Raw genomic sequence first — 24,756 nt, 5'->3', positions numbered from 1 at the left:
GATGACCTTTGAAATACGTTCTTATATTAGCTGCCTCACTTTAACATGCTCAACTATATGAGCAATATAAAGCGCAGCGCCTTTGTGAATTTGTGAAAAAAGGAAGCAAAGCTTCCTTAATTGAGTTTTATCTTTCGCGAACTAAGCGAAAACCAATGTAGTTAGATCTAAAATCAGGCGCTAAAATTAAACGCGTAGATGCACGAGCAAGGCTTGGTGCAAAGTTCCACGCTCCGCCTCTTACTGCTACATCAGACTCACCTGATTCTTTATCGGTCCATTCCCATACATTGCCTACGGTATCGTATAATCCAAATGCATTTGGAGAAAAAGAACCTACTGGTGATGCACGTCTGTTTGACCATTCACTACCACACCAACCACAGTTAGCTAGGTTTTTACCAATTTCGTTACCCCAAGGGTATTCTGTTTCAGTTCCTGCACGTGCTGCGTATTCCCACTCAACTTCGTTAGGTAAACGAAATTGCTGTCCTGTTTGACCAGATAACCACTCAGCATAAGCTTTTGCATCGTTATAAGTTAAACATACAGCAGGAAAGTCACTGCCTTGCTCAAAACCAGGATTACGCCAATTTAAATTTGCTTCCCATACTGGTTCGCCATTTAAATAATACGCACACCCTTTATTTTTTTCCGCTTGAGTTTTATAACCTGTATTTGCTACAAACTTTTCGTAGGCACCCACGGTTACTTCTTTACTTTGCATAGCGAAAGAATTTGCTATTACTTTTTCAATTACTGGACGTTCATTAGCTAAACCATTGCCGTTAATATCGCCCATTTTAAATTTGCCTGCAGGAATAACGACAACCGGCGTTTCAACGTTTGCATTTAATACATTAACGTTTTCACTAACCTGGCGTGTTGTTACTTCTGGTTGCTCTCGAGTATAGGTCGGTGCAGCAATCGACTTAGGCTTTTTTACTAAATTTGCATTAATTGTTTGCGCTTTATTCAAATCAACACGTGCTTGATAAGGTTTATAACCAAGTTTACGTATTTCAATGTTATGAATGCCCGGCGGTAAACGTGTAATCAAGCGTGTTGAGCCAAAGCTTACACCATCGATAAACACTTCATCGTCGTATACGTTTGATCGTAATGTTAGCTCTACCGATTGATCCTTCTTCTTATTAAGGATAGAAGGGTAATCTTTTTTCACCGATGCAGGTTTAACTGAATAATCACGCACTGGCTGCTCATTTAAACGAGAAACCGACACTGTGTTGCTATTATCCGCGCTATTACTGAATGTCAACTGACTATCAGTAAATGTATTGTTATACGCTGGTTGATAAGCAGCCGTAAGTGGCGTGCCGTACTCAGAACAATAGCGGTTATCTATGCTTAATAAGCTACATAAACGGCTGCTATTAACTTCGCCGCGCATAGTTACACTTAAGTTAACGTTGTAATTACCTTGGCCGCTAAATGCACTGTTAACTACATGGCTACTTAATATTTGTACTTGAGCGCCCGCCAAATTACGTTTTGGCTCAACAATTCGCTCTTCTGTTAGATTTGCAAAAATTTGATCAACAAAGCGTTTAGTTGCTTTTTGTAGACCCATTTGCTGACCGCGTTGCTCACATGCTGCTAGCGTTTCTGTTCGCTTACAGTTAATAGTGTGGTTAACCTCAAGCGTACCTTCACGTGTAAACTCGTTACGTAAACGCTCTACGCGGGCTGTCGTTAACTGCTCTTTTAAACTTTCTAATGTATTTAAAAGCGTATGCTTAGCAACACGAATTTGTTCTATATCTTTACGGTGGGATGCAATTGCCGCCAACTGCATAGAAATGTCATCTTTATTTTGCTTATGATCAATCACCGCTTTTTGATAGCGTGATTGAGCCGCACTAATATTAATAGTGGGATCGTCAATTAAACGACGGTACATTTCGTTCATCGCATCGAGCGCTTGGTTTTTTTCTTTATCTAGCTCTGTAGAACGAGAACGAAGTAGCTCTAATTGATTTTGTAACTGACTTTCTTCTTTAAGATGTTTTTCAAGTATTCTTGTCGAGTTATCGTATTCTGTCTGTTTAACACTAATCTCTGAGTCAATTCCAGTCACTGTAGCTGTGTCTTGTGCAAATGCACTACTAGCTAACAAACTAGCTAACAAACTAGCTGAAATTAACAGAGATAAAGGAGTAATTCGCATATATTCCAGTCCCAAAAAGCGGCAATTATTTGGTCGTTATTATTTTTTATAATTAAAGCCTTATGCTATGTACTTGCAGCACAAAACACAAGCTTTGTTCAATTATTATATTAGTTTACAACTATTCGCGTGTTTCACGCCAGTAAATAACCCGATCATTTCCTCTAAAGCGTCCAAATTGTAAAATAGTACGAGGATCAAGCTGTGTTCCATCGCCCTGCCAATCCCACTTTAACCAATCATAAGTATTATATTCTAAGGTAAATTCACCCAAACCATTTGGCTGTGCATAAATACCGTTATCTGCCGGATACACTCCCGCCTCTAGCTGGCCAGATACACCAGTCCCATATTTATAGGTTAATTGTGGGCTGCTAGGTGATATTTGAGTGATTTGGGTATGATCAAATACACTACAGTTATCTTCAGTGTTATTTACAAATCCACTGCCGTTGTAATACTGAGCCTGCATAGGAATAAGTAAAGGGTCGAGATCGGAGCCTGCGTTATTGCCAAGGACTAAGCGTCCAAATCTAAACTCTATTGGTAATGCATTTAGTCGTACGCTATTACAACCACCCGAGCATGCTGTTTGTGTATTAGGTTTATCATTTGCATCAATAAGTGTTGCCCCTTCTATGTCAGAAAGCGTTGCCATTAAGCTCACCATAGCGAACGGTCCGTCTACTTGCCCTACACCTAATCTTTTAAGTGTCGTGTTGAGTTGGCTCATTTGCCATTGGCCGTCGCTTATATCTCCCCAGTTGTTATTTCCTAGGTTTACTAAGCGGCTAGTAAAATTAGTTGCAGGTACATAGTTACCTACTTCATTATTTTCGGCATTAACGTCTACACTGGACTTATCAAAGCCCTCTTTATAATTAGCCATTAGCTCACCATTTTGATTTTGTGCTTGTACTGTAAAGCCAAGTTCAAAAGGTTGATCAAGATAAGTTAAATTACTGCCGTATTGCGTGCATTGCGCGGCGGCTTGAACCCCCACTACCTGAAACTGCGAAGGTGCAAAACGACCAACGTTATATAGCTCACCTTTTACATCTCCCGCACCAAAATAATCGGCATCTTGAAGGCCTGCTGTTAAATCAATTATGCCAACTTGGTCGTAATTATATTGCGATATAGATTCACTCAAACTACCTATATCACTAAACGCAACAGTACTCATCGCTTCAAGCGTACCTTGAATACCTGGCGTAGGCGCTTTAAGCGATGCCTCTACAAGCGGTTGCTCTGTAATGAAATGCTTAGCTATGTTGTTATTTGTAATATTGCTGTAGTTGTCTGGGAAACCATCGTTGTTGGTGTCTTGCCCTGTTTGCCACTGCACCGCATTCATTTTTAAATCGAATGCTTCGCCCGTTAATCTAAATAAGCTCCCATTAGCATCTGCTGCATAACCATCACTTGCTACCTCCATGGCTAATCCAAATGGTTTTACGACATATTCATTTGAACTACCCGTTAAATTTACTGATAAATTAGTTAGTGGGTCTAAAATTAAATTGGTATTTACATTTAAACTCAACTTTCCTGCATCGGGGTAATTTATAACAATCGGGGCTTTAGACTCACTATCAAAGTTAAGTATGAATGATTTAGAGGCTTGCTCTACCGCAAAGGTATTATTATTATTACTAAGTGAAACCGTATCGGAGCAACTTGCACCAGTACTGCATGTATACGATAAATCTAAGCTTACATCGCCACCAGCGGGAAATGCAGCTTCGCATACGCCCGTAGTGGTATTTGTTTTTACCGCTTGAATAGATAGCGCTTTTGCATTAAATCCAGTATTTGAAGGCTTTGCTGATAACTGAGTAGGAATTGTAGTATTTCCATCTGTATCATTATTAAAAATAAATCCAGCATCAGAAAACGTAACTTTACAGCCACTCAAACCAACATTATTACCACCGATATAACAACGAAGAGGTGCAGAAGGATCAGCAGTGTTATATCCAAATGTAACGCTACCAGTTGTACGTTTAGCAAACTCAACAGTTGTTGAGCCTGTAAAATTAATATTCTCCCCTGTAACCCAACTTTGCTGACCACTATTATCTGGAGAAAGGTTTAAACTAGACGGCTCAGCAAATAATAAATCGCAGGCATCATTAGCGCAGGCTGTTAGTGTCATTTCTTTAGCTTCACACGTTAGACCTTTGTTATCGCTTATTGTTAAACGATAATGATCCAGTGTTTCTGGTGTATAAATACCACAAAAACCAGGGATACTTTCGGGTACTGGTAGAGCGTCAAACGTTGAGCTCCCTTCGGTAATAATTTGAGTAGCCGATGTAATTGATCCCTGATACGTTACATTTTGAGCGATTCTTACCTCACCAGTTGCAACAATATAGCCCGCAATATTTGCATCAGCTGCAATAGCAACCGCACCATCCACATAAATAGCCAAGTACGCGCCAGTTTCTACTACTATATTTGTTTTACCTATATTCAAAAATGAAGTTGATAGAAGTGAGGTTGTGTCTTTTAAAAAAATACGTGTAGGCGCTGTTACTCTGTACTCTGTTTCCAGCATACTTAACTGCAACTCATCGTAATAATAGTCGCCAGCTAAAGAAGTAGGTACGGGCCCTGTTGAGCTACCATCATTTGTAACCGTTGGCACCTGCGCCGCTTGATTCGGTTCTAAAGAGTTATAACCACCAGCAACACACGCCTGACCATTACACAAAGGAGGGCTCGTCAGCGCTGTAGAAATTAAACTTGTGGTGGTGACAAACTGCGCATTACCATCGGTTATTTCTACTCCCTGCACCAGCTGCACTTCACCATTGTTATAAGTAGAAATAGCGCCCGGGAATAACGTATCACAATCTAAAATATCACCATTAAATACAAAGGTACTAGTCATGGCGAGTATTGATGCTTCCTCGTTTACGTGACGGCGCTCGTTATCGCCATCACGATCTTCGTCAACTACAAGTCCTAACCTGTCAGTTCGCAGGTTACAGCTGCGTAGCCACCCGCCATCATCTTCTTGGCGTGAGTTTTTACTTGCAACCACCAAAGGGGCCACACTAAAATTATTAGTAAAACTAAAGTAATTACAGCCATCGCTCCAGCCGTCAATTTCAAAGCCTGTGAAAAAAGTTTCCCACGATACCTCAACGCCATTATCGTCAGAAAATGTGCGGTTACTTCCTGGCTCTACGGCCATATAAGCAACAGTTTCGGTTTTTATAAGCCCAAGTGCTGTTTCAGATGCTTCTAAAGCAATATTAACGCCGCTGGCAGATAGAGAATTACTTTCTACTGCAACTGTTAAAAACGGAATTAATGCCTCAGAAGGTGGATTGCTGTCTATGCTATTGAGTGTTTGTAACGAATGGAAAAAGTTTGGCCTTTGAGTAAACGGTTCAGCAAATGTTAAAGACTTATAGCCTTTAGGTGTCAGTGGAGCAAAGCCAGACTTAGAGCCATACTGTAATTCGAGCAATAGATCAGTATTACTTACTTCCATAATTGTGCCGTCTGGAAATTGATGCACACCATACTCAACAGCTAAATAGTGCGCCCCCATACTAATATGTCCACCATCCTCTCCTGAAGGTTCAAGCGGTAAGGCCTCAAAGCTAGTTGTGGTTATATTACGTATTCTTATTATTGCAGGGTTTCCGCCTTGGTTTGTTGAGAGCATAAAAACAGCAGGAGGCGTTATATATTGCTGTTGAAAATTAACTTTTGTCCAAACAGGCGATGTATATGTATCTTGCAGTTCTATATAACGGCCCTCGATTTTTGGAGGCACTGCATTTGCGTAATTACAAAGTAACACGCAGCTAAAAAATATAATGACCAATGCGTTTTTCATCATGGTAAAGTTTTAGCCTCCACACTGAGCGTTCTTTGTGTTTGCCAATAATCTTTTCTGCAGCTACTCCCTGCAGGGCAATCAATTGCGGCGCACGTTGCACTGCTTTGTAAGTAATATATATTCACAAGCCCGTTTGTTGTACTGCTATCAGGTAAGTCTATATATTCATCGCAACTCACCACTACTTTACAGTTAGCTAAATATGCAGTTTGGAAGGTTAAATCAGTAGTAACTGATGTACAGCTTTGAACTGAGCTATTTATTGGAAATAGTTGCGTTAAACCACTTTCTAGGCCGCTTTGTGCTGCCATAAAAGCGCGAGCCCCATAATACTCAATTGTATTTTGTTGAGATGCACCAGAAAGCACTTTAACTAATGCTAATCCTAGTGCTAATAAAGCAACAATAATTACCAAAGAAACAATTATTAAGTTCCCTTTTTGTTTACTGGGTAAGGCTTTTCCGTGAGGATTTTTTTTAAGGTACATTAGGAATATGTACCTCATGGTTAAAGTTCATTACTTCAGTATCGTTAAATTGCATTTGCGCATTCACATTAAGCACAGCGTTTCTTTGTAGGGAGAGCGCATCAAGAGTAAAAAATAAATCGCTCGCTAAATTGTTAGCAATGTAAATACCTAATAAATCACGTTTAACACCACTGCTTATTTGTAAGCTCACAGCATCTGATTGATTAATAGTAAAACCGTAATTGGTATATCTATATAAATACTGCCCTTCAACGCAAAAACTTATAGGTTGAGAGAGTAAATAAAGGCGTTTACTCGGCGACTCTTGGGCAAATGCTTTACTAAATTGCCACTCATCAATTTCACTCGCTGAACTATTAAATGCTGATACTTGCAAGCGCTTATTATTTTTTTCATCGTATATATCAGCACTGCTTAATGGGTAAATAGTTGCCCAATCTCCAGCTTGCGGCTGCGTTAAGTTATTAAGTTCAAAATCAACAGCGCTAACATTAAAAGGCGCTACGGTAGGTAGGTAATTTGTATAGTGAGTGGCCGATAAAAACGGCGTAAATTCTAAACACTGCTGAGCACTACAGGCCCCGCTAGTATTATTATCGCAAGAAAGCCTTAATGAATTTGGCGTAGCGTGGCGAAGCTCTTTACTAAGTCGCGTTATTAAAAAGCGGGCCTGAGCTACTGCTTCTTGGCGCTCAACCCCTTGTGAGTAAATACTGACCCCAGCACCAATAAATGAAAATGCACTTACGGCTAAAATACCAATAATAACCATGACAAGTAATAGTTCTATAAGGGTAAATGCATTTTGGTATTTAGCTCTTTGCATTAGTAATTCCCTTTATATGCACTAAATCCGTAAACTTCGCCTAAGGGTGATGTTACTTCAATAGTAATACGCTTAAAGGTTGTGCCATCGTTGATGGTCAATTCGTTAAAGTCGCTATCGTACTCAACAGTAACAACTAAGTTAAAGTCACTGTATTGGCTTAACACCTCACCTAAGCTATTTGTAATAGGTTGGTTAGAAAGTGCAATGTAGTCATCTACATCGTTATAACTGGTTCGGGTCTCTAGGCCAGCCCCTAAGTTATCGACGCCTAAATCACCCTCTGCGGTACAAGGCTCTGCACCTAAGGTTGTTTCGCCGCAACGTCTAAAAGGTGCGCTTCTATCGCTGTGCTCATCAAACGATTTACTTTGAATTTCGTTCATTAATGATTGACCAAATTCAGAGGCTCTTAAAGCAATAATTGGCTCTGCACTTTTTTTGGCTTGTGGGCCAATGAGCGCGGTAATAATGCTTAATGCAATAGCAAACATCACTATGCCAATAATAAGCTCAATTAAAGTAAAACCTTTTACTTTAAGGGCACGCATAGATAAGCCCTTCACCACTTATGCATACGCCAGCTAATCCAACATCTATTCGACACTGCGAAGTACAGGTTTGATTTGATTTACCTAAAGGATCAAAACTAATTTGGGTAAATATATTCGCGTTACTATCTAAAGCGCTAAATGTTATATCACTTCTTTGCGTGTTTATTTGTACCACTAAATGATCGGTGTTGTTGGTATCAGCGCCACCGATACATGTATCAGGTGTGGGGGGAGCAATAAGTGTGGAGGTTATATAAAGAGTATGGCAACTTGTTGTCGCTGTATTTTGCATTGCACGTAACTGCACTGTTCTAAGTGCATTTAAAGTACGGTCTCGATATGAGTATGCATCTTCTGTTGAGCTGCCCAGAAATTTGGGAACTGCCGTTACCGACAGTATTCCCAATATCACTAGAGTAATAATTAACTCAATGAGTGTGAAGCCACGCAATCGTTGCTTACTACTGCTTATCATTTATGTAATTAACAGCCCGTAGTAACTAGTGTTATTACTGGAGGAGTTACAACTACAGGGCCTGTCGTCGCAGTAGCTTGTGTGTATTCAATGCGACAATCATCAACAGTAGTTGCATCCACAGTGTAACTATTTGGAAAAATAGTTACTGTTGTATCGTTTACAAATAAATTGAAATCAGCTGAATCAATTGCATTTGGTGTTCCATCTGCAAAGTTGACATCTAAAAATGCTTCAAAGGCTTCTTCTGTTGCTGCTGGGTAACCATAAACTGTATCGACTGCATCCCCTGTATCTACAGTAACTTCAGCCGTTGCCTTTTTGTGATCACTAGCAATAATAGATTTGCCATTTACAATATTCATACCACTGCGAATAGACCCTTGTAAGCCTTCGAGTGTTGAAGCATTTGCATCACCTTGTAAGTTTAAAAAACGAGGTGCTGCAGTAACGGCTAAAATGCCTAAAATAACAATTACGATGATCAATTCAACAAGTGTAAAACCTGCTTGTTTATTCATTGGTAAACTTTTTAACGATTGCGTTTTCATAAATAAGCCTCTTTTTAATTACTTAGTTTTTAAATATTTTTACTTTGCCTGTTTTAGCAAAGTATGAAAAACCTGTTAAACCTGATATTTCACCCGTATTAGTAGGTATACTTTTGATATCAATGGTATGAGTTAAATAGTAGACGCATTGCGTACTTTCTGCATTGTACCTAACTAAAAAACTTACACTTTTTATTATCGATATTTCACTACTTGAGGTACTGCTTGGTGCATCTTGTAAAATTACATTTAATACTTGGCGGCATTTATGAGCATTTATAGACTCTGCACGAGTATCTTTTTTTTCTGTTTCGTCACTCGTTGGTGTACCTAGCGATCCATCAACAGCAACTATCACTCCTCCATAATTAACAAATGTTATATGTGACTTACTATTTGGTCTCCCTTCTAACTCCCATTGACCTCTAACCATGCCAACAGCCGATGAAAAACTACCCGCAATAGCATCTACGCTTGCATTATGCGCTTGATTTTTAATACCTATATATTGAGGTATAGCAAAGCTCAAAATTACTGCCAGTAAAATAACAACAATAACTAACTCAAATAATGAGAAACCTTTTGAGTAAGCTGTGGTTGTGTTCACCTTAATTCCCTTTAATTGCCGACATCATGTTCCACATAGGCATAAAAATACCCAATGCTAAAATCAGCACCATAATGGCAACAAACACAGTTAAAATAGGTTCTATTTTTGCAGTTAAGCTTCGTAAGTCATAATCAACTTCACGCTCATAATAATCAGCTGCTTCTTGAAGTAACTCATCAACCCGACCTGTTTCTTCACCTACGGCGACCATCTGTAATACAAGCTGAGAAAACAGCTCAGAACTTTTTGAGGCTCTAAGTAAGCTATCGCCTTTTTCTATATCTTGGCGCATAGTAATAATCGCTTTTTCCATATAGCTATTATCTACGGCATGCGCTGTTAGTGATAACCCCGTGGTCATAGGTACGCCAGAGCGCAATACCATAGCTAGACTTTGGCTGTAGCGCGCAAGCAATGTGCGTTTTAAAATATCTCCAATAAATGGAATTTTTAATTTATATTGATCCCACTTAAAACGTCCTGGTTCTGTATTTAAATAACGCTTCCACGCAAATACCGCTCCAATACCCATTACCAACAATAACCACCAGTAATTAACAAAAAAGCTGCTAGTACCAATTAATATTTGAGTCATTAACGGCAATTCGGCATCGAATTTGGCAAACATACTCGCAAAGGTAGGAATTACAAAAATATTTAAAATAACCATAGCTGCTACAAGAGCCAAAATAACAAAAGTAGGGTAGCGCATAGCTGCTTTTATTCGTTTGCGAGTTTCCTGTTCTTTTTCAAAATAAATAGCGAGTTGATAAAATGCATCTTCTAACCGGCCAGAACCTTCACCAACCATTACCATTGACACGGTTAAGCGGCTAAATACCTCGTTATGAATTGCCATTGCACTGGATAAGTCGCGGCCTTGCTCAAGTTGCCTGGTAACTTCCATCAATACATTTTTAAATTCTTTATTTTGTGTTGTATCTGCCAATCCAATCATTGCTCGTATAATTGGAATACCCGCTTTTAGTAGCGAATACATTTGTCTAGAAAACATAATCATGTCGTCTAGCGTTATTTTTTCGACAAATAAATTATCAAAAATTTTAATATTATTTTTTGTTTCAACTAAAGAAATTGATATTGGTATAAATTGACGCTTCATTAAACTATCAGCTACGCCAGCTTGGTTACTCGCTTCTAATTGGCCTTTTACCAAAACACCTTTGCTGTCTTTCGCTTTATAGCTATATAGTTGCATCAATATCCCCTACTATTTCAGGGATATATTCAGCCACTTTAAATACTTCATCTAAAGAGGTAATACCTTTCTTAGCGTAATTTAATGCCATTGCTGAGAGTGGCGAAAAGTTTGCGCTATTTTTAGCGGCTTTCGCAAAACCTTGTGTGTCGTTAGCGCGCAATGCATCCATCATTGCATCATCCATTTCGAGCAACTCAAAAATACCTACACGTCCTTTATAACCAGTGTGATTACATGCTGTGCAACCTTGCCCTTTAGAAAATTGAGCATCTGTAATCTCTTCGCCTAAATATTTTAACCAACTTATTTCTTGGCGATCTGGCAAGTACGGTACTCTACAGTCATTACATACTCGCCTTACTAATCGCTGAGCAATAATCGCTCGCAGTGAGCTTGCCACTAAGTAAGCTGGTGCACCCATGTCGATTAAGCGCATAGCGCTGGTAATTGCATCATTGGTATGTAACGTTGATAGTACTAGGTGGCCTGTTAAAGCGGCCCTTAATCCAATATCTACGGTTTCTTGGTCACGCATTTCGCCAACCATTATGATGTCAGGATCTTGCCTTAGAGCGGTCCGTAAAATACTGGCAAAACTTAGCCCTATTTTATTATTTATTTGTACCTGGTTAATACGGCCAATACGATACTCAACGGGATCCTCTACTGTAATAATTTTACTTTCTTGTTGGTTTAACTCACTTAATGCACCATAAAGTGTGGTTGTTTTACCCGAGCCTGTTGGCCCAGTAACTAAAACCATGCCATGTGGACGCTTTATAATGCTGCGCACACGTTTTAATATGTGTGCCGGCATACCTGTTTCATCTAACGATAATAATCCTGCAGATTGATCAAGCAAACGCATTACAACTGATTCACCATGCTGAACCGGCATGGTAGATAGGCGCACATCAATACTATGGCTGCGCACTTTTATATTAAACCGGCCATCTTGAGGGAGGCGTTTTTCAGATATATCTAATCCCGACATAAGCTTTAAACGTAGCACTAGTGCCGATGCTATTTTTACTTGGTTAAGAGTGTGCTCTTGTAATATTCCATCTACACGTTGACGAATGCGAAGCAAACCTTCATCTGGCTCAATGTGAATATCAGATGCGCGAACTTGCACAGCATCCTCAAATATTGATTGCAGTAACTTTACAACGGTTGCATCGGATGTCTCATCACCTAAAGAGTTTAAATCAAACTCTTCTACGTCTTGGTATTCTTCATGGAGTTGTGCTGCAAAGTTGGTAATTTCATCTGTGCGACGATATACGTTATCAAACGCAGCCATTATTTGGCTTTCTTGTACAACAGCTAAATCTATTCGTTTAGGAGCAAGCATAGTCGCAAGTTGATCAAGCCCCCTTAAATCAGCAGGGTCGCTCATCCCGACCAAAACAGAGTCACCATTGTCTTCAATTACTAGTGCTCTGTAACGACGCGCATATACCTCAGATAAAAGCTTAGATACATCGTGTGATATTTTTCGCTGTGATATATCTAAAAAAGGTACCTGTAATTGCTGCGCTAAAAAGCGTAATAATTGTGGCTCACTAATAAACTCAAGTGTAATAAGTGTCGAACCTAATTTACGGCCCGTTGCAGCTTGAACATTTAATGCTTCACTTAGTTGCGCTTCGGTGATCATGTGTTCGTGGACAAGTAAATCGCCTAAGCGCATTTTTAAACTAGGTCTCATACGGCCTCCTTTAGTGCAACTAAACGCTGTAATGCATGCTGGGTCATAGCGGTATTTAACCCACCTAAATCTAGAGCTACTTTATAAAGCTGTTTAGCATCGAGGTACTCTCCTAGTGCATCTTTTGAGGTTGCAAGTGCAAGCCACCACTTGGCTTGACTAGGCTGGAGCTGTGTAAGATGTTTAAAGCTTTCAAGTGCTTTATGGTGCTTACTCGCACTTTGCGCAGCAGTACCTTGCAGCACCCAAAAATCAAGATTCGCCTGGGATTCAAATTCATCACTTAAAAGCAGTAATACTCCTTCATACTGTTGTTGCATAATGAGTATTTTGCTTAGCATTACACGCCATTCAAGTACGTTAGGGTTTTGGCGAATACCTGATTGCAAAACCTGCTGTGCAGAATTTATATCTTGTTGTTTAAAGTAAGTTGCAGCCAGTAAGTTTCGGGCCTCAACATGTAAAGGCGATTGCGCTAAAATAATGTTTAAATCACTAATAGCTTCGTTGTATAAGCCAAACTGTATTGCCTGTTTAGCTGCTGCTAATTGCTCGACCAATAAAGCCTGTGGTGACTTAGTTTCTGCTGCGCTTTTGATCATAGTATTTTGTGGCTTAGTTTTAGTCACTGAAGTAGTTTTTGGCTTACTGACAATAACTTTGCTAGCCACTAACATATTATCTTTAGCTAGTGCAGGGCTTTGTTTAACCTCGGCAATTACAACCGGCTCAGCCGTTGGTTGAGAAACCAGTGATGTTGCTTCACTCAACTTGGATTCAGCTAAATCATTCACTTCCTGTTTTATTTGCTCAACTTGCACAGCCTTCTTCACAACTTCTTGCTCAACTAAAGGCTCTACAGTGCTTTTTTCATCTTGAGAATCAGATAAATTAGAGCTCAAAACCGCGACCATTTTTTGCTGTGGTAGCACAGACTCACGTTGAGTTTCTTTTTTGTCGGCGGTCGGTAAATACAGGTATGCTAAAAAAATGACACTTAGCATAATAAGTAAAATTGCGGCTTTAAATACAATGTTTTTTACATCATATATTGGCTTTACGCTTATACCTTCTTGAATATTCACTTGTTTAGCTTCACGTTGCTCAATATTTTTAAGCATATTATTTATAACGCTCATAACCACTGCCTCCATACCCATATGGCAGCAATAGCTAAAACACTAAACATTAACGCGCTGTAGCTCCAATATTGACCGGTTCGATATTTTGCGCAGTCTTCGGTATCTTTTATGGCAAGCTGAATATGGCGATTTGTTATTGTATTTAACCCTTCCCCATAAGCTTGTAATAGTGCTTTGTGGCATAAAATATTAACTAACCTAGGAATTCCACGGCTTGCTCTGGCAATCTTAAGCCCCATACTATTATTAAATAAAGGAGGCCTATTAAATCCTGCAACTTGTAAGCGATGATTAATATAATAAACAACCTCAGCGCCAGTCATCGCCCGTAATTTATACGAAAAACTAATACGTTGGCGTAACTGCCTTACTTTATTGTTTGCCAGTTTTTCATCAAGTTCAGGTTGCCCAAATAACACAACTTGAATCAACTTTTCGCTTTCTGTTTCTAAGTTTGTAAATAACCTCAGCGCCTCTAGAGTCTCCCAACTCAAGCATTGCGCCTCATCTATCAAAAGCACTACGCGCTCATTATCTTCTTGTAAGTCGAGTAAGTGATGATTTATAAGCTGCCCTAGTGCTTGTTGGTCCAATGCTTTATCTACATCCATGCCCAGCTCAACTGCAATCGCCCATCTAAGCTCTTCTGGGCTTAAATAAGAGTTAGGTAAATAAGCCACAATGTAATCTGGCTCAAGTTGGTTTAATAACTTTCTACAAAGCAACGTTTTACCTGTCCCAACTTCACCGGTGACTTTAATAAACCCTTCACCCATCTCAATGGCTGTTGTTAGCACTTGCATCGCTTCGTGGTGCGGTTCAAGTGCACAAAAAAATTGTGTGTTAGGGGTTAGCGTGAAAGGCATTTCACTTAAATTAAAAAAGCTTAAATACATAGTTAGTTTTCATACCATGTTTTTAAAAGCTGACGGCTTTCACCTTGTTGTTTTTTCCAAGTATCGGGCATAACAACGGTTGGTTTGATTAAAATAATTAGTTCTTTTTTCTCTTGGCGTTTACGAATACTTTTGAATAAGTTGCCAAATATGGGGATATCACCCAGCACGGGTGTTTTTGATTCTTCATCCTGTGTTGACGTTTGCATCAAACCACCAATAACCACTATTTCGCCACTTTGAGCGCGAATAACGGTATCTGACTCTCGAATGTTGCTTTGCGCTAGAGGTAACTCAAAACGTTGATCGTCTAAAGTAATTACTTTTAGCTGCTCTTCTGTTTCAGTTACTGAAGGGTGAACATGCAAGATGACTGAGCCGTACTTGTCAATTTGCGGCGTTACATCAAGGGCAATACCAGAAAAGAACGGTGTTAAATCAATCTCAGGCGAGGTAGTTGTAGCAGTACCAGTTACCGTCGTACTTGATACATTAGTAACAAAGTATTCGTCTTGCCCTACTTTTATAACTGCTTTTTGGTTGTTTGTAGCCGTAACGCGAGGGTTAGATAACATTTGCACATCACCTTGGGTTTCTAGCAAATTAATAACCCCGTTAAAGTCACCTTTTTGAATTGTCAGCGATGACGCTCCGCCAATGGCAGCCGAAATGCTATTACTAATTGTAGAACCCGCTGTTGTAGCAAACGAAATACCGCCTTCTAAACCACTGGCTATGCGCTCCCAGTTGACCCCTTGTTGGTACTCATCTTTTAAGGTTACTTCTATTATTTTTGCTTCTAGAATAACTTGGCGTTGTAGGTTTTCTTGGCTTTGACGTAAAAACTCTTTTAGCTGACTAATTTCGCTTGGTAATGCATTTACGGTTACCAAACTAGCTTGTGGGCTTGCAACAACATAGCGCCCATCGCTTGCGCCAATTAAAGACTTAAGGGCAACTTCTAATTCCTTCCAAAAATCGTTTTTATTAATTGTTTGGATTCGAGAACCATTCAAATCTAAGCTTTGATTATCGCCGCCAAATTCACTATTTTGCTGGTTACTATTACCTGAACTTGAACCACTCGAACCACTACCACTTTGTGCAAATTGACTAACCCCACCAGCAACAACACTCACTGTAGACTGACCATGGCGTTGCATCATTAAATAATTTACAGGTATTGTTTCTGTGCGCATTTTGGCTGGTAGTACTTGTACAATTCGTCCTTCATTAACAATATCTAAAGGATACATACGCTTAATAACATTAATGACTTCATTAAACGTAACGCTTTTAAGATTTAAATTAATTGTGCCATTTACCTCAGGATGCACAGCAACACTAAAAGGGGTATCGTCTGTTAAGCCTGCAAAAAAAGCGCCTATTTCGACATCATTTGCTGCGACATCAAAACGCTTTATAGATAAATCATCACTTATAGTTTGCTCATTATTTATAGATGACAATAAGCTTTGTGTAAGTTCGCTTGGCATTTGTAAAGGCACAATTACTTTAGGCTCTGTAGGTCTTTCAGATAACTCTTGCTCTATATGATTTTTAACCTCTTTACCTGGTTTAAAGCTATGGCACGCAGTTAAAAATGTAGGTAACAATAGAAGAACAAGCCACGGATGAGATAAATTATTTTTTAATTTCATAGTCATATAATTCTAATTTTATTTGTTTATCATCATTTGCTAACACAACCTGTTTTGAGTTAATGCTTAGCACCCGAAAATCATCTACAGCATCACCAACTCGATAAATATGGCCTGAAATAATGGCCTTAAATGCTGTACTGTTTTTAATAATAGATTGCAATTTAAGTTCTGTACTTTGCTTAACTGGACTATTGTTACTCACAAACATATTTGGCTGAGTCGGATCGCGAAGTTGCGCAAGCGCACTCGGCGCAATAATGTAAAAAGCCAAAGTACAAATACTATAACGCGATAAATTTTTCATTAGCGCTCACTGTAGCAATTTGTAAAGTTAATTCAGCCTGAGGGTACTCTAGTACCTGATAACTAAACTCTTGTATTAATAACTTATCTTGATTATTTTTTAATGCGGCTAAATATTTTTGTAAGCTAAAGTAGCTACCTTGCAAAGTAACTACCATCTGATGCTCAAAAAATAATGTTTGCGTATCATGTTCACCTAGTTTTTCTACATCGATAGCCCGTGCTGGTTTTACATTAAAGCTACTCACTTTTACGTCGCTACTATCTACGAGCAAATCTTTTAAAACGGCAGGTACATTTTTAGCAGCTACAAAGCCTTGGCTAAAACTATTAAGTTGATTATTTATTTCGGCTAATTCATCTCTGGTTTGTGCAATTTGACCGCGTAAAACCTTAGTGTAGTCGTAGTTTAGTGCTTGGTTTAACATGGAGAGTTGCGCATTTATCTGCTGTAACTCTTGCAGCGTTGTATTGTGCTTTGAACGTATGTTGGCAACTTCATCTTGCTGTGGAAAAATAACGAACCAGAGACCGAGGTAAATCACTATAAACAAACCAACAAATAAGGTGGAATACTTCTCACGTTTTTGCAGCGATGCAAACTGAGCTTGGTATTTGACCCATAATGGCCAACCTTTATTTTTATTATTCGGGCTACTTGTTGTTTGGCTCATGGTTTATCGCCCTCATCACTAAGGTCTGTCGCTACATTAAATTCACTCACACCTGCTTGCGTAGATAACTCTAAAACTGAAAACTCTTTATCAATAAAAAATGGCGACTGTTTTAAATTATCAAACCAAATTGGTAAGAATTTTGATTGCGATGTTTGACCTTGAAGCGTCACACTCTGCCCTACAAACTTAATGTGGGTCAGCCAAATATTAGGTTCATGATACTTCGCTAAATCGTGCATTACCTGTGCGTAGTCGGTTGCAGACTGATCTGAACTTTGCTCTAAATAGCTAAATATTTGCTGCTTGTGCAAAACCTCTTGCTGAAGTGTTTTTAGCTCATTAATAAAGAGTGTTTTATTTTGTTTCTCTGCTAACTGCTGTTTTACAACTTCTAACTGAGCTTTTCCTTGTTTGAGGTATTGCCTATTTTGTTCTAAATCAAGCTCACTAGAATATGTTTTATAACTGTAAAAAGCCCACGTGATTGCAATAATTAATAGCGCACCTAACCACAACGTAATCATTCCAGACAAAGGGACTGGGTCTCGCCGTACGCGTAAGGTTTTTTGATAAAAGTTAATCCGGGTTTTCATAGCACAGACTCAGGATCTGTTAATTGATAGGCTGCCCCAAGCGCATAATAAAAATTTGGCTCTAATTGCTGCGCTAATTCTAAGTTAGGCTCAAAATCTACAACTTTTACTTGTAAAAACTCTGCAAGCCCGGCTCTAAGAGTTAATGAAGATAAATCATCGCACTGTAACTGAATGCTGCGAATTGGTGGTTGCTTGAGCTGGCTTTCAAAAAAGTCCATAGAACGCTGAATTTCTAATCCTAACGCTTCTACCAATTCTTGATTTTGATCCTTATCTGAAATACCTAAAAAACCATTTAATCGCCTAGCTAATACTAATTGCCCATCACGAATAATTAAGATTCGAGGTTCATGATTAGCATGTTGCACAATCAGCATATGCGCCTCTTTGTATGAGCCAAACAAGGTAACTAAAACCATTTCTTCAGAGGTCATTGCACGCAAAACAGGTTTAGTTTGTTCAAAACTGTCTATAAACGGAAGTAGTTGCAGCTTATTCGTAATAAACACATTCATTTTGCTGCTTTGCATCGGTAATGTTATTGGATAATCGATAAAATCAGCCACAATATTTTCAGAAGCTATATCAACTAAGTCTTTTGTAGTCCAAGGGAGTGACTGAATGATTTCTTCATCACTAAGGTTTGGTTTATCCATTTGCACTATTTGATAAAAGTAGTGCGGTATGACTAAATTAACTGCACAAATATCAGTAGAAACCTCATTTGTACAAGCAACAATTGCAGCGGTATAATCGGTTTGCTCAGACACATTTACACTGTGAGAACTGTGAACCATCCATTGGTCGCGTTGTTTTTTTAAACATACTGCGTTAACAGTATCTGCATACGTTGCAACACCAATAGCTGTATTAGGATCTAAACTACGATTTAACCAAGAAAACAGCTTTTCTTTCATATAGCTACTATTGTTAATTGTGTATTAACCAAGTGTCGTACACTTTAATTACTTTGCCAAGTTGAAAACTAATAAAAATGCATCAATCATTCAAAATAAACGAAAATAACCATATTCAACAAATAGATACAACGTTTCTAAAAAAGAGAAATATTTATTTAGGTGTAAAGCGTGACGATTTGCTCCACCCGCTAATAAGTGGTAACAAATGGCGTAAATTAAAATACAATTTAGCGCATATGCAAAAGATAAATAAAACAGAACTTCTGACTTTTGGTGGCGCGTTCTCAAATCATATTCACGCCTGCGCAGCTGCCGGAAAAGAATTTAATATAAAAACTCGCGCGATTATTCGCGGACCTGAACTGGATAACAACAACCCAACAATCCAATTTGCAAAACATTGTGGTATGAACCTACATGTAGTTAATCGTATAGAGTATCGAAAACGCCACGACACCGATTACCTTAATGCTCTGCAAGAGCGCTTTCCAAATGCTTATATTATTCCTGAAGGTGGTACAAACGAGCACGCCTTATTAGGATGTAAAGAGTTAGTACAAAGCTTACCTGAGCATAACTACTTAGTGTGCCCTACCGGTAGTGGTGGCACGCTTGCTGGATTAATAGAAGGCAGTGCTTCGACAACACAAGTGATTGGTGTAGCAGTATTAAAACAAGCTAATTATTTAAATGAAGAAATAAAAAAGCTGAGCGCTAAAGCTAATAATCAAAACAACTGGCAGTTACTCACAGAGTTTCATGGTGGTGGCTATGGTAAGTTTTCACCTGAGCTATGGCAGTTTTGCCAAGATATGAGCCGCATCTATAATCTGCCACTTGAACCTATTTACAGCGGAAAAATGATGTATGCATTGTGGCAACTTATTGAGCAAGATTATTTCCCATCTGGGAGTAAAATTATTGCGGTTCATACTGGCGGGCTTCAGGGCTTGAATGGACTTAAATATAGAGGGTTAATTTAATTAAATACCGCTTGCGTAAACTCTTGAAGTGGCTCTGAAAAGTAAAACCCTTGAGCTCCCACCACTCCCAATTTGGCAAGCGTAAACAACTCTTTTTGAGTTTCTACACCAACGGCATACACAGGTAAATTTAAGAGGTTAGCGGCTTCGACTATCTTTTTTATTTGCCTTTGATTTTGAGTTTTTTCATTTAATAAATGAATTAGTTCGTATGATAATTTAAGCCCGCATACTTGGTTATAATTAGCTAATACAGCTACTTTCTCACTACTTTTTACATTATCAATCACAACTTGTGAACTGCTTTTTTTAATTACATTAAGTGCATTAGTTATCGATTCTCTATGAGTAAAAAATTCGGTCTCACTTATTTCAAATTGTAATTTAGTACTTAATTTAAGCTCTGCTATTTGACTAGGTAACCATTCCCAAAATACATTATTAAACCAATTTTTAGGGTGTAGATTTACACTAACTGTTAAGGCCGAAGATTCACTCAGCATTAGCTTTTTAACTTGTGTTATTACTGCTTTATCTAATATTAAAGCGTCTTGATTACTATAAACCTGATTAATAAAATAACGAGCAGCTAGTAAACCAAGTTGGCTATGCCTAACCCTGATAAGAGCTTCATGTTCTAAAATTTCCCCGCTAGAGAGCTCAAATAAAGGCTGGAAGAATAATATAAATTTATTCTTTTTAATATTTTCGATAACTTGCTTACTAGAAAGTGGTTTTTCTTGACAGTAATTTAACGCTAAGCGGTGAGAGTGCTGGACTGAGCTGTTTTGCGATAGCATAAGTGCTGATTTTGCTAACTGATAAACCGCAATTTTATCTGCGCCTAATCGATAGTCGCACGCACCTATTTTAATGTTTTTATGAGTCATACTTTTTTGATAATTTTGGCATAGTAAAAACACGCTTTGATGAAGCTTTTCAACGTAGCTGTCTAACTCGGGAGTAGGAATATGTGGCAAGGTGACGGCCAAGTAACTGGAATTTAATATTTTTACCGACACATCTTTAAATTCAGTCAATTTTCTAGTGATTAACACTTTAAAAATAGCTTCTTTATCGGTTTTCTTATCAAAGTCACATTCAATGAGTAAAAATAAGCTATGTGATGCTCTATTAACCCCATATAAAGAACTTAATTCGCATTTTTTTACTTGTTTAATTAATCGTATTTTATTTTGTTTTTGTTTAATAATTTTAGTAGGTTGTATCATTGTATTTTTGGGCGTAATTCTACGGCTTACATTCAATAAGCCCCACCAACGATAAGACCAGCCAGCGGCGCCTAATATGATCAAGTTTAGTAATATAAATAAGTAACTTTGTGTTACCCAAGCAGGATAGTGATAGAGGCTCAAACTTAATGTTTTGTAAGAAAAAACTTCGCGCTCTATATTCACTAAATGCCTAAAATGCTCTGCTGGTTTTGGCACTTCCAACACAAAACCTTCACTTTTAGCCAATGCGGCCAACACTTCATTGTTTATAGAAGGAGATAAATTCAGCTCGTAAACTTGTTTAACGAACTGCTGGCCAGAAGCATGAACTTTTTGATGTAATGCATCATTTAAAATAAAATTAAAACTAATAAGTATCATCAAAAATAAGACAAAAGAGATACCTTTGAAGTACTTTAAAAGCCAGAGTTTACTCTTTTGCATAGCCTGCCACTCGTTAAATTATTAACTAAAGTGTTGTTCAATATCTATAGAAGTACAAGGTCGTAAAGCAAGTTTAAACATTTATTAATAGCGCTAAACAAAAAACACTCTGATAAACGAGACATAATAGTTTAAATTAGTTAGATATTAAATAAAGGCCCACATGGGGGCTGTTTAAAAGTCTGTGTCATTTCAGTATTATTAAATAGATGGACTGATAATTAATTTAATTGCTCATACATAATTTTACTTCGCACTAATTGAGCGAGTGTTTTAGCACCTAATTTTTCCATTACATGAGAGCGATGAACTTCAACGGTGCGTTCACTAATACTAAGATCGCACGCGATTACTTTATTCATTGCCCCATCAGTCACTCGTTCAAACACTTCACGTTCTCGACTCGACAACGATTCAACATTAATCTTATTTTTATGCTTATCGAGTGATTTTTCATGTTGTTTTTCATCAAGTACCAATGCCTCATTAATACGGTCAATCAAGTGCTGTTCATTAAATGGTTTTCTAATAAAATCAATTGCTCCTAAACGCATCGCTTCTACAGCCATCGGGATATCACCATGCCCGGTAATAAATATTATTGGTAATGAGCAATTTAAATCTTTAAGTTTTTGTTGTAGCTCTAAACCACTCATTTTAGGCATACGTATATCCAATACTAAGCAACCAGCCATGGTTTCATTATATACATCCAAAAACGCAGCGCCTGAACTAAAGCTCTGAGCGTCAATATCAATAGAGTCTAGTAGTATTTCAAGCCCTTCACGAATACCTTCATCGTCATCAATTATAAAAACGCTTTGCTTATCGCTCATAAACGACTCCTCTATTATGTGTTGGCAAAGTAAACATAAAAATAGCTCCTGTTGGCTTATTGTCATAAAAGTGAATATGCCCACCATGTTCTTCAACAATGCTTTTAGATATAGATAGACCGATGCCTGTGCCATTTTCTTTGGTTGATGAAAATGGTTTAAATAACTTCTCTCTAATTTCTTCAGGTAACCCTACACCGGTATCAGCCACTGATATCTCAACATATTTATCTTCATTCAATTTTATTTCGAGCTCTATTTTTGAATCATTTTTATAAGCATTTAACTGCATAGCTTCCATACCATTGCGTAATAAATTAAGAATAACCTGCTCTATTTGCACCCGATCAACAAACACATCAATTTGTTCATCACATGTAATTATTCTGACAGTAATATTGCGAAGTCGCGCTTCTGATTCTGCTAGGTTTGTTACTTCTTTTATTAAAAATATACAATCAATGACTTCTTTTGATCGTTGCCCTTTTTTGGTCATTAACTGCATACGCTCAATAACGGCTCCCGCTCGACGAGAGTGTAAACTTAGTTTTTCAAATATTAAGGGGAGTTTGTCAAACCTCCCTTTCTCATAAAAGTTTTTTGCCGTCTGAGAGAAAAGAGAAATAGCCGTCAGAGGTTGATTTATTTCATGTGCAATTCCTGCTGCCATTTCACCCAATGCATTGACCCTTTCGGTATGCGCTAATTGTTCAGTATGAAGCCGGGCTTGGTCTTCTGACGCACGTTGCTTGGTAATATCTCGAATCAAACCTACAAACATTGTACTTTCATGATTCTGTATTTCACTTACAGATAAGTGAATTGGAAATGTTGTGCCATCTTTATGCTTAGCTACAAGCTCACGACCCACACCAATAATATGCGTCTGCTTCGTTTTTAAATATTGAGCTAAATGCTGGTCATGGTGTTTACTAAATGATGTAGGCATTAATATTGTTACGTTTTTATCTTTTACTTCATCTGAGGCATAACCAAACATAGCTTGCGCAGCAAAATTAAAACTTTGTATAAGCCCGTATTGATCAATGGTAATAACGGCTTCAACAACTGAATTTACTACCGCATCAGAGAAAGCATAACTACTAATTAGGTCAGCTTCAGCCTGCTTAATAGAGGTAATATCATTAATAAATCCTTCAATAATAACTTCACCATTAAAAATAGAACTAACCGGTCCTCCTTTTTCCCACACTAATTTGATCCCACTATTTTTGGTATTAATTCTATATTCAAGTTCAAAGGAGCGTTTTTCTTTGACAGCCTCTGTAAGTGACGCCTGTACCCGCTCATAATCATCTGAATGTATTATTTCCCTCCACAGCATTCTATTTTTTTTAAACTCAGCTCGAGAATAACCAGTTAAACTTTCGCACCCATCACTAACCAGTATCATAGGCCAGCTCATAGTATTAAAAGACTGATATGCCATGCCGGGAAGATTTTTTAATAAATATTCAATCTTATAACGCCCGTCTTTTATTTTACTGCGTGCAAATAAATAAGTATAAGCAGCCAACACAATTAAAAAAGCAATAAAAATACCAAGTGAAATTAAAATTCTCATGATTTTATAGTGAGCAATATACAAAAACTCATCACTGGGCGATATGCTTATCTCCCACTTATGACCTTGTAAATCATAGGATGCTTTTTTATCCCAAATGCTTGTAACAGGAAATGAATTTGTTTGATCTGAATATACTTTTTGCCCATCAATAAACAGCGTAAAATGATATTCCTTAAGTAAAAATGCAGGTACAACTGCCTTAATGTAAGGTTCAAAAATCAACGCACTTGCAATAAAACCCTCTAGTTTTTTATTGGTGTTAAAAACAGGAATATATATTCCGATACCCTCTCCACCATAAATAGATTGCAAAGGTGTTGTGACGACTGCTTGTTCTGTATTTTGTGCTTTTATTGCGGCTAACAATGCAGGCAGATTTAATGCCAAATTAAAATCGATGGCGATCTCATTACCTTGCTTTGGTATTATTCTTCGCACATGTAATGATCTATCAATCCAACCTATGGCTTGATAGCCATGTTGCGAATCGTACAATGTTTTACTGATTACTTCCCAATCACCTTGTGGCATATCGCTTGATATAGAAGACAACTTAGATAACTCTGACAGTGATGTTATTCGCCCTTCCAAATCATCTTTAAGCAGTGTTTTAATACCTTGGGCAGTATTTTGCGTTACTCGTTCAATATGGATTCGCTCTTGGGAATCTATATGAAATACTATAAAAATCATTAAACACGTAACCAGTATTCCTACCATTATTGCGTACAATAAAATAGCTAATTGGGATGAGGAAAATACTTTCGATTTTTTATCACTGTAATTCATGATGAATTTAAACTATCGCCTCGTTGATTAATAACTAATGCGTTTACCCACTACGCACTGCATTATTTTATAATCCGTTATCACTCCCATCCGCGTCAAGGATTAACTGAGTGATTAAAAATAAATAAATCAAACAGTTATACTTTCAAGATGTGGATTCCCACATGTATTTACGTAACACCACGAATAGCCT

At 38.0% G+C, this 24,756-nt stretch carries 21 protein-coding genes; 1 reads left to right on the top strand and 20 read right to left on the bottom strand.

All coding sequences use genetic code 11. From position 1 onward, the window contains the following. Positions 1-127: 127 nt before the first annotated feature. The 17 genes from CXF64_RS19665 to CXF64_RS19585 form a co-directional block, all read right to left on the bottom strand. Positions 128-2,188, bottom strand: a complete 2,061-nt coding sequence (locus CXF64_RS19665) for an SUMF1/EgtB/PvdO family nonheme iron enzyme (protein ID WP_101217861.1) — start codon at positions 2,186-2,188, stop codon at positions 128-130. A gap of 121 nt (positions 2,189-2,309) precedes the next feature. Beyond that, on the bottom strand, positions 2,310-6,050 hold the full coding sequence (locus CXF64_RS19660) for an H-type lectin domain-containing protein (protein WP_101217860.1): 3,741 nt from the start codon (positions 6,048-6,050) through the stop codon (positions 2,310-2,312). Beyond that, positions 6,047-6,538: an agglutinin biogenesis protein MshP gene (locus CXF64_RS19655; RefSeq protein ID WP_101217859.1), complete on the bottom strand. Its 492-nt coding sequence runs from the start codon at positions 6,536-6,538 to the stop codon at positions 6,047-6,049. Before CXF64_RS19655 ends, CXF64_RS19660 begins: the two co-directional genes overlap by 4 nt. Then, positions 6,528-7,367 (bottom strand): PulJ/GspJ family protein, encoded by an 840-nt coding sequence (locus CXF64_RS19650; RefSeq protein ID WP_101217858.1) that lies wholly within the window; start codon positions 7,365-7,367, stop codon positions 6,528-6,530. Before CXF64_RS19650 ends, CXF64_RS19655 begins: the two co-directional genes overlap by 11 nt. Beyond that, entirely contained in the window at positions 7,367-7,918 is a 552-nt protein-coding gene (locus tag CXF64_RS19645; RefSeq protein ID WP_101217857.1) for a type II secretion system protein, read from the bottom strand. The genes CXF64_RS19650 and CXF64_RS19645 overlap by 1 nt, the downstream gene beginning before the upstream one ends. After that, complete coding sequence (locus CXF64_RS19640; RefSeq protein ID WP_010553771.1) at positions 7,905-8,396, bottom strand: type II secretion system protein; 492 nt, start codon at positions 8,394-8,396, stop codon at positions 7,905-7,907. The genes CXF64_RS19645 and CXF64_RS19640 overlap by 14 nt, the downstream gene beginning before the upstream one ends. 8 nt (positions 8,397-8,404) lie before the next feature. Continuing rightward, positions 8,405-8,947, bottom strand: coding sequence for a prepilin-type N-terminal cleavage/methylation domain-containing protein (locus tag CXF64_RS19635; protein ID WP_024598050.1), 543 nt, complete (start codon positions 8,945-8,947; stop codon positions 8,405-8,407). A 22-nt stretch (positions 8,948-8,969) separates the two neighbouring features. Continuing rightward, positions 8,970-9,554: a pilus assembly FimT family protein gene (locus CXF64_RS19630; protein ID WP_101217856.1), complete on the bottom strand. Its 585-nt coding sequence runs from the start codon at positions 9,552-9,554 to the stop codon at positions 8,970-8,972. A gap of 1 nt (position 9,555) precedes the next feature. After that, positions 9,556-10,776, bottom strand: coding sequence for a type II secretion system F family protein (locus CXF64_RS19625; RefSeq protein ID WP_101217855.1), 1,221 nt, complete (start codon positions 10,774-10,776; stop codon positions 9,556-9,558). After that, the gene (locus CXF64_RS19620; protein ID WP_024594461.1) at positions 10,763-12,490 is read right to left on the bottom strand and encodes a GspE/PulE family protein; all 1,728 of its coding nucleotides are present in this window, start codon (positions 12,488-12,490) and stop codon (positions 10,763-10,765) included. Before CXF64_RS19620 ends, CXF64_RS19625 begins: the two co-directional genes overlap by 14 nt. Further along, positions 12,487-13,629: a tetratricopeptide repeat protein gene (locus CXF64_RS19615; protein WP_101217854.1), complete on the bottom strand. Its 1,143-nt coding sequence runs from the start codon at positions 13,627-13,629 to the stop codon at positions 12,487-12,489. Before CXF64_RS19615 ends, CXF64_RS19620 begins: the two co-directional genes overlap by 4 nt. After that, a complete protein-coding gene (locus CXF64_RS19610) occupies positions 13,626-14,528 on the bottom strand; it encodes an ExeA family protein (protein WP_101217853.1) in 903 nt (300 codons plus the stop codon). Before CXF64_RS19610 ends, CXF64_RS19615 begins: the two co-directional genes overlap by 4 nt. A gap of 2 nt (positions 14,529-14,530) precedes the next feature. Then, positions 14,531-16,189, bottom strand: a complete 1,659-nt coding sequence (gene mshL, locus CXF64_RS19605) for a pilus (MSHA type) biogenesis protein MshL (RefSeq protein ID WP_010553777.1) — start codon at positions 16,187-16,189, stop codon at positions 14,531-14,533. Continuing rightward, a complete protein-coding gene (locus CXF64_RS19600; RefSeq protein ID WP_007586318.1) occupies positions 16,173-16,496 on the bottom strand; it encodes a hypothetical protein in 324 nt (107 codons plus the stop codon). The genes mshL and CXF64_RS19600 overlap by 17 nt, the downstream gene beginning before the upstream one ends. After that, positions 16,474-17,169, bottom strand: a complete 696-nt coding sequence (locus CXF64_RS19595) for an agglutinin biogenesis protein MshJ (protein ID WP_101217851.1) — start codon at positions 17,167-17,169, stop codon at positions 16,474-16,476. The genes CXF64_RS19600 and CXF64_RS19595 overlap by 23 nt, the downstream gene beginning before the upstream one ends. Then, positions 17,166-17,765, bottom strand: a complete 600-nt coding sequence (locus CXF64_RS19590; protein WP_225305713.1) for a PilN domain-containing protein — start codon at positions 17,763-17,765, stop codon at positions 17,166-17,168. Before CXF64_RS19590 ends, CXF64_RS19595 begins: the two co-directional genes overlap by 4 nt. Further along, a complete protein-coding gene (locus CXF64_RS19585) occupies positions 17,762-18,685 on the bottom strand; it encodes a hypothetical protein (RefSeq protein WP_007586312.1) in 924 nt (307 codons plus the stop codon). Before CXF64_RS19585 ends, CXF64_RS19590 begins: the two co-directional genes overlap by 4 nt. 77 nt (positions 18,686-18,762) lie before the next feature. On the opposite strand from CXF64_RS19585, the gene CXF64_RS19580 reads away from it, so the two are divergent. Further along, the gene (locus CXF64_RS19580; RefSeq protein ID WP_101217850.1) at positions 18,763-19,671 is read left to right on the top strand and encodes a 1-aminocyclopropane-1-carboxylate deaminase/D-cysteine desulfhydrase; all 909 of its coding nucleotides are present in this window, start codon (positions 18,763-18,765) and stop codon (positions 19,669-19,671) included. On the opposite strand, the gene CXF64_RS19575 is transcribed toward CXF64_RS19580, so the two are convergent. The 3 genes from CXF64_RS19575 to CXF64_RS19565 form a co-directional block, all read right to left on the bottom strand. Beyond that, positions 19,668-21,350: an EAL domain-containing protein gene (locus tag CXF64_RS19575; protein WP_232783816.1), complete on the bottom strand. Its 1,683-nt coding sequence runs from the start codon at positions 21,348-21,350 to the stop codon at positions 19,668-19,670. The genes CXF64_RS19580 and CXF64_RS19575 overlap by 4 nt on opposite strands. A 221-nt stretch (positions 21,351-21,571) precedes the next feature. Next, positions 21,572-22,186 carry a response regulator transcription factor gene (locus CXF64_RS19570; RefSeq protein WP_024589873.1) on the bottom strand — a complete coding sequence of 205 codons (615 nt, stop codon included), beginning with the start codon at positions 22,184-22,186 and terminating at the stop codon, positions 21,572-21,574. Then, positions 22,176-24,467: a PAS domain S-box protein gene (locus CXF64_RS19565; protein ID WP_232783815.1), complete on the bottom strand. Its 2,292-nt coding sequence runs from the start codon at positions 24,465-24,467 to the stop codon at positions 22,176-22,178. Before CXF64_RS19565 ends, CXF64_RS19570 begins: the two co-directional genes overlap by 11 nt. Positions 24,468-24,756: the final 289 nt, after the last annotated feature.

The organism is Pseudoalteromonas sp. GutCa3 (assembly GCF_002836155.1).
GTDB classification, from domain to species: domain Bacteria; phylum Pseudomonadota; class Gammaproteobacteria; order Enterobacterales; family Alteromonadaceae; genus Pseudoalteromonas; species Pseudoalteromonas arctica.
Note: the sequence above shows the minus strand (reverse complement) of the source record. Positions and strands in the feature narration are given on the sequence as shown.

What these genes read in the sequence shown, in the direction of transcription:
- CXF64_RS19665 (WP_101217861.1), bottom strand. Translation starts at nt 2,188, where the DNA reads ATGCGAATTACTCCTTTATCTCTGTTAATTTCAGCTAGTTTGTTAGCT.
- CXF64_RS19660 (WP_101217860.1), bottom strand. Translation starts at nt 6,050, where the DNA reads ATGATGAAAAACGCATTGGTCATTATATTTTTTAGCTGCGTGTTACTT.
- CXF64_RS19655 (WP_101217859.1), bottom strand. Translation starts at nt 6,538, where the DNA reads ATGTACCTTAAAAAAAATCCTCACGGAAAAGCCTTACCCAGTAAACAA.
- CXF64_RS19650 (WP_101217858.1), bottom strand. Translation starts at nt 7,367, where the DNA reads ATGCAAAGAGCTAAATACCAAAATGCATTTACCCTTATAGAACTATTA.
- CXF64_RS19645 (WP_101217857.1), bottom strand. Translation starts at nt 7,918, where the DNA reads ATGCGTGCCCTTAAAGTAAAAGGTTTTACTTTAATTGAGCTTATTATT.
- CXF64_RS19640 (WP_010553771.1), bottom strand. Translation starts at nt 8,396, where the DNA reads ATGATAAGCAGTAGTAAGCAACGATTGCGTGGCTTCACACTCATTGAG.
- CXF64_RS19635 (WP_024598050.1), bottom strand. Translation starts at nt 8,947, where the DNA reads ATGAAAACGCAATCGTTAAAAAGTTTACCAATGAATAAACAAGCAGGT.
- CXF64_RS19625 (WP_101217855.1), bottom strand. Translation starts at nt 10,776, where the DNA reads ATGCAACTATATAGCTATAAAGCGAAAGACAGCAAAGGTGTTTTGGTA.
- CXF64_RS19620 (WP_024594461.1), bottom strand. Translation starts at nt 12,490, where the DNA reads ATGAGACCTAGTTTAAAAATGCGCTTAGGCGATTTACTTGTCCACGAA.
- CXF64_RS19615 (WP_101217854.1), bottom strand. Translation starts at nt 13,629, where the DNA reads ATGAGCGTTATAAATAATATGCTTAAAAATATTGAGCAACGTGAAGCT.
- CXF64_RS19610 (WP_101217853.1), bottom strand. Translation starts at nt 14,528, where the DNA reads ATGTATTTAAGCTTTTTTAATTTAAGTGAAATGCCTTTCACGCTAACC.
- mshL (WP_010553777.1), bottom strand. Translation starts at nt 16,189, where the DNA reads ATGAAATTAAAAAATAATTTATCTCATCCGTGGCTTGTTCTTCTATTG.
- CXF64_RS19600 (WP_007586318.1), bottom strand. Translation starts at nt 16,496, where the DNA reads ATGAAAAATTTATCGCGTTATAGTATTTGTACTTTGGCTTTTTACATT.
- CXF64_RS19595 (WP_101217851.1), bottom strand. Translation starts at nt 17,169, where the DNA reads ATGAGCCAAACAACAAGTAGCCCGAATAATAAAAATAAAGGTTGGCCA.
- CXF64_RS19590 (WP_225305713.1), bottom strand. Translation starts at nt 17,765, where the DNA reads ATGAAAACCCGGATTAACTTTTATCAAAAAACCTTACGCGTACGGCGA.
- CXF64_RS19585 (WP_007586312.1), bottom strand. Translation starts at nt 18,685, where the DNA reads ATGAAAGAAAAGCTGTTTTCTTGGTTAAATCGTAGTTTAGATCCTAAT.
- CXF64_RS19580 (WP_101217850.1), top strand. Translation starts at nt 18,763, where the DNA reads ATGCATCAATCATTCAAAATAAACGAAAATAACCATATTCAACAAATA.
- CXF64_RS19575 (WP_232783816.1), bottom strand. Translation starts at nt 21,350, where the DNA reads ATGCAAAAGAGTAAACTCTGGCTTTTAAAGTACTTCAAAGGTATCTCT.
- CXF64_RS19570 (WP_024589873.1), bottom strand. Translation starts at nt 22,186, where the DNA reads ATGAGCGATAAGCAAAGCGTTTTTATAATTGATGACGATGAAGGTATT.
- CXF64_RS19565 (WP_232783815.1), bottom strand. Translation starts at nt 24,467, where the DNA reads ATGATTTTTATAGTATTTCATATAGATTCCCAAGAGCGAATCCATATT.